The organism is Brevundimonas sp. CURTG3B2_SDJG (assembly GCF_057364705.1).
Genome location: NZ_JBNFOJ010000123.1, coordinates 1 through 8,496 on the forward strand (window position 1 = coordinate 1; position 8,496 = coordinate 8,496).

General features: G+C 69.4%; 11 protein-coding genes and 1 pseudogene. 5 read left to right on the forward strand and 7 right to left on the reverse strand.

Features of this window, described 5'->3' with window-relative positions:
• Positions 1-166 precede the first annotated feature (166 nt).
• On the reverse strand, positions 167-640 hold the full coding sequence (locus tag AC2W7C_RS09845; RefSeq protein WP_486001281.1) for an intermembrane phospholipid transport protein YdbH family protein: 474 nt from the start codon (positions 638-640) through the stop codon (positions 167-169).
• A 436-nt stretch (positions 641-1,076) separates the two neighbouring features.
• On the opposite strand from AC2W7C_RS09845, the gene AC2W7C_RS09850 reads away from it, so the two are divergent.
• Together AC2W7C_RS09850 and AC2W7C_RS09855 are read left to right on the forward strand one after the other, a co-directional pair.
• Entirely contained in the window at positions 1,077-2,372 is a 1,296-nt protein-coding gene (locus AC2W7C_RS09850) for a peptidoglycan DD-metalloendopeptidase family protein (RefSeq protein WP_486001282.1), read from the forward strand.
• Between the two features lie 114 nt (positions 2,373-2,486).
• Complete coding sequence (locus tag AC2W7C_RS09855; protein ID WP_486001283.1) at positions 2,487-3,371, forward strand: alpha/beta fold hydrolase; 885 nt, start codon at positions 2,487-2,489, stop codon at positions 3,369-3,371.
• Between the two features lie 163 nt (positions 3,372-3,534).
• On the opposite strand, the gene AC2W7C_RS09860 is transcribed toward AC2W7C_RS09855, so the two are convergent.
• Genes AC2W7C_RS09860 through AC2W7C_RS09870 form a run of 3 tightly spaced genes read right to left on the reverse strand, consistent with a single transcriptional unit; the run spans position 3,535 to position 5,303 of the window.
• On the reverse strand, positions 3,535-3,960 hold the full coding sequence (locus AC2W7C_RS09860) for a type II toxin-antitoxin system PemK/MazF family toxin (RefSeq protein ID WP_486001284.1): 426 nt from the start codon (positions 3,958-3,960) through the stop codon (positions 3,535-3,537).
• 60 nt (positions 3,961-4,020) lie between these two features.
• Positions 4,021-4,653, reverse strand: coding sequence for a maleylacetoacetate isomerase (gene maiA, locus AC2W7C_RS09865; RefSeq protein ID WP_486001285.1), 633 nt, complete (start codon positions 4,651-4,653; stop codon positions 4,021-4,023).
• Complete coding sequence (locus tag AC2W7C_RS09870) at positions 4,650-5,303, reverse strand: fumarylacetoacetate hydrolase family protein (RefSeq protein ID WP_486001286.1); 654 nt, start codon at positions 5,301-5,303, stop codon at positions 4,650-4,652. Before AC2W7C_RS09870 ends, maiA begins: the two co-directional genes overlap by 4 nt.
• Positions 5,304-5,551: 248 nt before the next feature.
• Between AC2W7C_RS09870 and AC2W7C_RS09875 the strand changes: the two genes are divergently transcribed.
• From AC2W7C_RS09875 to AC2W7C_RS09885, 3 genes are all read left to right on the forward strand, one after another.
• Positions 5,552-5,818 (forward strand): glycine zipper domain-containing protein, encoded by a 267-nt coding sequence (locus tag AC2W7C_RS09875; RefSeq protein WP_486001287.1) that lies wholly within the window; start codon positions 5,552-5,554, stop codon positions 5,816-5,818.
• Complete coding sequence (locus AC2W7C_RS09880) at positions 5,818-6,225, forward strand: hypothetical protein (RefSeq protein WP_486001288.1); 408 nt, start codon at positions 5,818-5,820, stop codon at positions 6,223-6,225. The genes AC2W7C_RS09875 and AC2W7C_RS09880 overlap by 1 nt, the downstream gene beginning before the upstream one ends.
• Positions 6,226-6,314: 89 nt before the next feature.
• The gene (locus tag AC2W7C_RS09885) at positions 6,315-6,479 is read left to right on the forward strand and encodes a DUF1328 family protein (protein ID WP_092307023.1); all 165 of its coding nucleotides are present in this window, start codon (positions 6,315-6,317) and stop codon (positions 6,477-6,479) included.
• A 69-nt stretch (positions 6,480-6,548) separates the two neighbouring features.
• On the opposite strand, the gene AC2W7C_RS09890 is transcribed toward AC2W7C_RS09885, so the two are convergent.
• The 3 genes and pseudogenes from AC2W7C_RS09890 to AC2W7C_RS09900 form a co-directional block, all read right to left on the reverse strand.
• Complete coding sequence (locus tag AC2W7C_RS09890; protein WP_486001290.1) at positions 6,549-7,079, reverse strand: metallophosphoesterase family protein; 531 nt, start codon at positions 7,077-7,079, stop codon at positions 6,549-6,551.
• A gap of 115 nt (positions 7,080-7,194) precedes the next feature.
• A pseudogene (locus tag AC2W7C_RS09895) lies at positions 7,195-7,401 on the reverse strand (metallophosphoesterase family protein); the annotation flags it as partial.
• Positions 7,401-8,372: a diacylglycerol/lipid kinase family protein gene (locus AC2W7C_RS09900; protein WP_486001289.1), complete on the reverse strand. Its 972-nt coding sequence runs from the start codon at positions 8,370-8,372 to the stop codon at positions 7,401-7,403. The gene AC2W7C_RS09900 and the pseudogene AC2W7C_RS09895, both read right to left, overlap by 1 nt.
• Positions 8,373-8,496: the final 124 nt, after the last annotated feature.

The window sequence follows — 8,496 nt, forward strand, 5'->3', positions numbered from 1 at the left end:
CGATCGTCGCCGCCAGCCCCCGGGGCGTGGAGGTCGCCGCTTCGCAGGGCGGCGGCCGGCATCCGGGCGGACAGCCGCATCAGCTTGCCGTCGTCCAGCCGGGCGTCGCCGAGCAGGTTGACGGGGCCGTAGTCGGTGTCGACCCGGACACGGGCGCGCTCGACGATCACCACGGGGCTGCGGCTGTCGGGCCGCGGCGGCCGGCCGGGGAATTCTCGATCAGCGGATCCAGGGAGCCGAAGGACAGCTCGCCGTCGCGCAAGGCGGCGCGGACGACCGGGCGGATCAACCGGATCCGGCTCGGGGTCACACCCAGACCCCGCCTCGACCACGGCGCGCCGACGGCGTAGTCGACCTCGACCCGCTCGACGGTGACGTCGGGCCGGGCCGGGTCGCCGATGCGGATGCGGGCGGTGAGACCGTCCAGTTCGATCCGGTCTATGTCCATGTCGGCCTGGACGCCCTCGCGCTCCAGCCACCCGATCAGCACCTCGCGCGCGGCGGCCCGGCGGTTCAGCCAAAGCAGGGCGGCGAGGACCAGCAGCACCGCCAGCGCGACGCCGACGACCATCAGCGCGCGACGGCGACCGCCGGGGCGGCGCTTGGGAGGGACGGAGGAGGAAGCCGCCGCGTCGGTCATGCCCGGTCCATATCGGCAGCAACCGGGGCAGGGAAAGGGCGATGAGCAAAACCGGCGCGCATATAAGCAATACGTGCGTGGCGGTCCGGCCACAGATGAGTGACCTTGAGGCCACTTTGAGTGCAATGAGAGTCAGTCGCGAGCGGACGGGACAGGCGCGGGCCAACAGTGGTGGAAGACATGATCAATACTTCGCCGAAGACTCTCGATCATCTAACGCCTCACGGAAGCTTTACCCGTGGTTACGGCCCCGGTTAACGCTCTGTAACGAACTGTCTTCCCATCATGGGGCGGACCGGCTATAGGGCCTGTCTCGCGTCGAACGGTTCCATAGGGGGGCGGTCCGGCGCGATCCTTGCTTTTAGTGGCTTTGGCGCCGGCCGGCGTCGTCGTTTGTCGGGGACCGATGGCTCAGTTCGATCCACGTCGCCAACCGATGCGTATCGCGCCGCACGCCCTTACGGCGGTGGCCGCGGTGTCGGTGGCGCTGCTTGCCGGACGCGTTTACCAGCCCGCCAAGGCGGAAGAGGTTCCGCCGCTCACCGAGGCCCAGATCGCCGCGCTGGAGGCCCAGGCCTTCACCGCCGCCGGCATGCCCGCCGGCCTGACCATCCCCGAAGCCATTCCTGTCCAGATCCGCAAGGGCGAGACGTTCGAGCAGGCCGTGCGCCGCACCGGCATCGCCGCCGAAGAGGCCTCCGCCGTCGCCGCGACCCTGTCGAACGCGATGGACGTGTCGTCGATGCGCGCCGGCCAGCGGTTCGAGACCGCGATCGCCAAGCCGCGCGGCGGTCGGGGCGACGCCCGTCTGATCGGCCTGACGATGCGCACGGGCCCGGCCACCCAGCTGACCGTGTCGCGCAGCTTCGACGGCGCCCTGCGCCTGCGCGCACTGGAAGAAAAGGTCACGCACGAAACGGTGGTCCTGACCGGCAAGGTCGAGGGCTCCCTGTCCCGCACGGTGCGCCGCGAGGGCGCGCCCGCCGGCATCGCCCGCGTCGCCGGCCGCCTGTTCTCGCACAAGTTCGACATGGACCGGGACATCCGGGCCAATGACGAGTTCACCTACGTCTTCGACCGTACGGTCACCGAGAATGGCCGCACCATCGGTTCGGGCGAACTGCTGTACGCCGAGCTGAAAGGGGTGGTCTTCTACCGCTTCAAGCCGGCCGGCGCCCGCGAAGCCCAGTATTTCGACTCCACTGGCAAGAACACGCGCTCGGCCTTCATGCGCACGCCGCTGGAACGCGGCTTCCGCGTCTCGTCGTCGTTCGGCTTCCGCCGTCATCCGATCGCCGGCTATCGCAAGATGCACCAGGGCATCGATTTCGCCGCGGGCATGGGCACGCCGGTCGTCGCCCCCGCCGACGGGGTGGTCGTCGAGGCCCGCCGCTGGGGCGGCTACGGCAACTGGCTGCGCATCCGTCATCCGAACGGCCTGGAAAGCGGCTACGGCCACCTCTCGCGCTACGCCTCGGGCATCCGCGCGGGCCAGCGCGTGAGCCAGGGCCAGGTGGTCGCCTATGTCGGCTCGACCGGCGCCTCGACCGGACCCCACCTGCACTATGAGATCTGGCGCGGCGGCCAGCGGATCAATCCGGCCGGCGTGCGCACCCAGGAAGGCACCGTCCTGGCGGGCGCGGACCTGGCGGCGTTCCGCGCCGAGAAGGCCCGCATCGACCGGATCATCCGGCCGCCGGCGGCGAACGGCGCCTGCAACAGCCGACGATGACGGCCGGCCTGCGTCCCGCCCAGGCCGGCGCCCAGGGCTGACGCCCGGCGCATCCTCCTTCATTCTGACGCCGCAATCCCGAACCAGGATCGGGCGGACGGAATCGAAGGCGGCGTGGTGCATAGACGACAGTTTTTCGCAGGCGCTCTGACGGCGGCGGCTTCGGCCGGCGCGCCGGTCTGGGCGCAATCGGCCTTCAGTTCGCGCCGGATCGCGGTGGAGGCCCGCGGCGACGGCCCCGACCTGATCCTGATCCCCGGCCTGGCCTCGACCGCGGCGGTCTGGAAGGGCACGGCCGATCGGCTGGCCGGCCGGTATCGGCTGCACCTGATGTCCGTGCGCGGTTTCGGCGAACTGGCCGCCCAGGCCAACGGCGAGGGGGCGGTGATGGGGTCGGTGGCGCGCGAGATCGTCCGCTACATCTCCGAGCAACGCCTGGATCGCCCCGCGATCATCGGCCACTCGATGGGCGGCCAGCTGGGCCTGCGCGTCGCCGCCGACGCGCCGCAGCGGGTGAGCCGGCTGATGACGGTGGATTCCTCGCCCTTCTTCGCCGCCCTGATCAGCCCCCAGGCGACCGCGCGCGACGTGGAGCCGATCGCCCAGGTGGCCTATCAGGCGATCCAGTTCCTGGGCGACGAGGCGCTGCGGGCCCAGGGGCGCCAGATGGGCATGGAGCTGGGCGGCGCCACCGACGCCCTGTTCGGCGCCATGGGCTGGCAGGGCGGGGATCGCCGCGTGCTGGCGCAGTCGCTGTACGAGGTGATGACGATCGACCTGCGCCCTCGCCTGCCGGCGATCACCGCGCCGGTGACGGTGGTCTATGGCTGGAGCGCGGACCAGAACTCGCCGCGCAGCCGCACCGACAGCCTGTTTCGCGGCGCCTACGCCCGGCTGCGCCGCCCGGCGACGTACGAGCGCATCGAGGGCGCCGAGCACATGGTGATGATCGACCGACCGGCGCGGTTCATGGCGGCGGTGGACCGGTTCCTAGGATGACTTCGCCGCCTATGACAAAGGCGCGGTTCGTTTCCGAACCGCGCCTGAAAGACGAAGCTCTCAATGGCTTGTCATCGCCGTCTGAGAGCCTGCTGCCTCCACAGGGGAGCCAGTCTCAAGCCCGATGCCTTCGCAGAGCGGGAGCGCCCACAACATAAGCGAATTATAGGTGAATTGTCAAGTGGTTTAGATTTAGCGCGGAAAGAACGGCCGACTGAATCGTCTTCATATCCTTAGCTGGAACCAGACTGTTGTAGTAAAGACGATTCCCATTCTTATCCCTGCCAAGCCGTATTGGGTCGAGACGGTCAAAGCATACCGTTGAAAACATATCTGCTTTGACCCAACACTTCTTTGAGTTCCAAGGTTTCGGTAAGTTTATTGGAAGCTCTAACTCGTAGTGATACGACTCGACCGATTCGGGTTGAGTCAAGCTCAACGGAACAACCGTGCACAAATTGGTTCGTTTTCTAAGCCGGGGTGTGATCACAACCACGGGCCGACGCTTCACCATTTCTGGTGCCTTAAACCCGGTCGTGTAGTCGCAGACGAGAACCGCCCCGAAGTTCGGGTGATAAGTTAAAGCCATGCTTTTGGCATAACCGCCAATTGCCAACCGTGACAATGGCGCTGGGCATAGACTCCGCCATTAGTCCGCGTCGGGCTGTTCGCTGGGATGGGCGGCGATGAAGGCCGGGTGGGTCTTCGCCGCGTCGTCGACCGCCCGCAGGCGCGGGAAGGCGTCGAGCGGAACGTTGAAGCGCCCCGCCGAATAGATCTGCGGGATCAGATAACAGTCGGCGAGGGTGGGCTCGGCGCCGAAGCACCAGCCGTCGCCATGGCGCGCGACCAGGGCTTCCAGCGCCTCGAAGCCGGGAAGGATCCAGCGCGCGGCCCAGGCGTCGACGGCGGCCTGGTCGGCGCCGAAGGTTTCGCGCAGGGCCTTGCCGACGCGCAGGTTGTTCAGCGGATGGATGTCGCAGCCGATCATGGCCGCCATGCCTCGGACGTGGGCGCGGTCGATCGGGTCCGAGGGCAGAAGGGGCGGCGCCGGATGCGCGTCTTCCAGCCATTCCAGTATGGCCGGGCTCTGAATCAGGACCGCGCCGCCGACCTCGAGGGCGGGGACCAGCCCCTGCGGATTGAGCGCCAGATAGCTGTCCGACTTCTGGTCGCCGTGGCGCAGGTCGACGGCGCGTTGACGATAGGCCAGGCCCTTGAGCTCCAGCGCGATGCGGGTGCGGTAGGCGGCGCCCGAGCGCCAGTAGCCGTGCAGGATCATCGCGGAGCCATGGTGAAGGCGAGGGGGGACAGTCCGGCGATGGACGCCTCGACCCGATCGCCAGGCTGGAGCGGGCCGACGCCCTCGGGCGTGCCGGTGAAGATCAGGTCGCCGGGGCGGACGTCCCAGAGCTCGCGGGCCTTGCCCAGGATCTCGTGCGGGCTCCAGACCATGTCGTCCAGCCGTCCGGACTGGCGGGTCTCGCCGTTGACGGCCAGGACGATGGCGCCGGCCGGATCGGGCAGGGCGCCGAGGGTGATCGCGCCGCAGGGCGCGGACTGGTCGAAACCCTTGGCGGCGTCCCAGGGTCGTCCAGCCTGCTTGGCGGCGGCCTGCAGGTCGCGCCGGGTCAGGTCGCAGCCGACCGCCCAGCCGGCGATCTCGCCATCCGGACCGACGGCGCAGACCAGCTCGACCTCGTGGTGCAGGTTGGCGGTGGCCGACGGGAAGCGGGGGTCCGCTCCATCGACGACCAGGGCGTCGGCCGGCTTGGAGAAGAAGAACGGCTCGGCGCGCGCATGACCCATCTCCCGGGCGTGGCCGGCGTAGTTCTGGCCGACGCACAGGATGCGCCGTACGGGGAAGCGTCCGGCGGATCCCTGGATGGGCAGAGAGGGGGTTGGCGCGGGCGGGAACAGCCATTCGGTCATGGGGATTGTCTAGGCCGCCCTGCGACGCTTCGCCAGCGGTCCGGGATGGTGCGATGCGGGAACCGTGACGGGAGAGTGGCGTTCCGCCTCAGGGTTCTCTATCTAACCGTCAAGCTTGACGAACGGAGCGCGCATCATGGCGACGACCAAGGCGGCCCGGCGCTGTTAAGAACGATCTCAACACCCTGAAGGACGACCTGAAGACGCTGGGCGCCGAGGAGAAGGCGAACCTGCGTGAAAAGGCGTCGGTGGCGGAAGCGCGGCTTCGGGCCAAGGCGGCCGAGACCGAGGCCCTGCTGCGGGAACGCGGCGAGGTCCTGCGCGAGCGCGCGCGCGGCTACTACGAAGACGCCCGCGTCCGGGGCCGGGAGTACTACGACGAGGCGCAGGAGCGCTTCGACGAGGCTCAGCGCTACCTGACCGAACGCGTGCAGGAGCGTCCGATCCAGTCGACCGCCATCGCGCTCGGCGTGGGCGTGGTCCTGGGCCTGCTGCTCGCCGGCCGTCGCCGCTGATGTTCGGCGGGGGGCTGGCGAGGGGCCTGGTCAAGAAGGCCGTCGCGGCCGCCGCCGCGGCGGGCGCGGCCCTGGTCGCCATGGTGTTCCTGGGGGTGGCGATCTTCTACGCCCTGTGCCTGGTGCTTCCGGCGCTGGCCGCCGCGGCGATCACCATGCTGCTCTTCGCGGTCGTGGCCCTGGTCGTCGCGCTGGTCTTCCTGCGCCGCGAGGAGGACGAGGACGAATACGAGGACGACGAGCCGCTGGGTCTGGGTCAGCGGGCGTTCGCCCTGTTCCGCGAGCGCCCGATCCTGGGCACGGTCGCGGCCTTGGCCGGAGGTTGGATTTTCTTGAGAAATCCAGCGCTTGCGACGATGGTCGCGGCGGCCTTCACCGAAAAGACGCACGGTCGAGGCCGACGCTAGGGCGGAACGCCGTCCTTCCCGAGAACGTTGAAGAGGCGAGTGCGGCGCTCCTGCCGCCCTGCAACTGAAACATCCCGGGAGAAACCTCCATGCTTCGCTGGGCTCTGATCTTCCTGGTGCTCGCCCTGGTCGCCGGCGCTCTCGGCGCGGGCGGCGTCGCGGGCCTGTCCATGAACATCGCCTACGTCCTGTTCGTGGTCTTCCTGATCCTGCTCGTCGTCCACTTCGTCACCGGGCGAGGGCGACGAATCTGACCCCCTTCGCCTGAAGACCAACCGAGAGGCCGCGATCCCGATCGCGGCCTTTTCGTTCGTCGAGCCATCTCAGACCGCGGCGCGCTCGCGTTCTCCGGGCTCCAGCGGATCGGGCGCGGTGGCGGGCTTGCGCGTGTCCTGCCGGCGGGGCAGACGCCAGCTCTGGTTGGTCTCGAAGGCCTCACCGGTCCAGGCGATGGCGGTGACCACGATCTCGTGCGCGTCCCACTCGATGCGGTTGAAGCTGGGCGGCGCCCCGCGCTCCCTGTGCGACAGGGTTCCGCACCCCACAGCATAGGAGCAGCGGTCCCCCAATTGGATCGGCAGCGCGAAGGGGACATGCACATGGCCGGTGGCGATCAGATCGACGCCCGCCTCGGCGAAGATCAGGGCGGCCTCGTCGCCGCGCTTCACGTCGCCCGTCATCGGCGTGCCGATCATCTCGACCAGCGGATGATGGCAGGCCAGGACGCGCAGGGCGCCGACGGGAGCCTGGCGAAGAGCCGCGGCCGCCTTGCGGGTCTGATCCAGGTCGATGACGCCCTTTGACCAGTTGGCCCGCGCCTGCCATCCGCGAGCCGTGACCACGCCCCGAACCATCAGGCCCGGGCTCAGGAACTGGTGGTCGTGGGCGGGGGTGGCCGACGGCCCTTTCGAAGGCCCGCCAGGGATGGAACAGCCGCGCCGTGAGGCTCCAGTAGGGGACATCATGGTTACCCACGATGACGAAGGTCGGCTCGGGCATGCGGCGGATCCACTCGCCCGCCGCGGCGAACTCGTCCGGAAGACCTTGCTGGGTGATGTCGCCGGTGATCAGGACCAGGTCGGGCGGGTCGTCGTGGGCATAGGCCAGCGCCGCCTCGCAGGCCCGCCGGTGTTCACGACCGAAGTGCACGTCGGAGAACTGAAGGATTCTCCCCACTAGACCGCGTCCTCGGCCGCGGCGGGAATGGGCGCCAGGGCCCTGAAGGCGCGCGGCAGGAAGCGGACCTCGGCCTGGTGGCGCAGAAGCGTGGGCTCCCCGTCGATCACCGCCGGAATCCGCGAGCGCGCGCGCACGGCCACTCGACGGGTGGCGCGTGTGGTGACTGCGGGGTCCTGGCGCCAATCGTCGAGAACCGCATGAGCCGCCAATCGGAAGGCCTGCATGGCGTCGGCCGGGTTCATCGCCGCGGCTTCCAGCCCGGTGTTCTCCTCCATGGCCTTGGAGATCATCGGACTGATCAGGACCAGGGCTTCGGCGCGCCGTTCGGGCCGGCTGTCCAGGGCGAAGCGCAACCGGCCGCTGAACGCCCGGCGCAAAGCCCGGCGCGCGTACATGAACGCCAGCTTGAGCTTGCCCGTGCGCATCGCCTCGCGCGCCGGCGCCCACAAGGCCGGGGAGCCCAGGATGGCGGCGCAGTAGAAGGACTGGGCGATCTCCCCGTCCGTCACCTCGCCGCCGGCGACGCATTGCGGGGCCCCCTCCTCAAGGGCGACCTTCAGCGCGGCCTTCCAGTCGCCCGTGCCGTACAGGGCCTTGGGCAGCATGTTCATGGTGCCGCCCGGCAAGGGGGCGATCAGCGGGCCGTCCGGCCCCGCCCGGGAGGCGATCGTGCCCGCCGTGCCGTCGCCGGCCAGGACGAACAGCACATCCGGCCGGGCGTCCAGGGCCGTCTGGATCTGTTCGTCGAACCGCCCGCCCTCCAACGCCACCACCGTGGCCTCGCAGGCGTAGCCGGACAGGATCGTCTCGGCCTCCTGGACCGCGCCCGCCCCGACGCCGCCGGAGAGCGGATTGACCAGCATGATCACCCGATCGAGGGCAACATGCGAAGTCAGCGCGGGAGCCGCGGCGGTGGCGTCGGGTGAGGTGTCCGCCGGATCGGAAGCTGTGGCCAAGGTGTCGCTCATGCCGCCCGAACGCCCCGCGGAAGGCGATGTTCCGGCGCGGGCCTGGGCGAGGGATCGATTACTTTTTCAGCTCTTCCGACGCGGCCGCCGCGCCGGCCTGGGCGGCGTCGCCGGCCTTCTCATC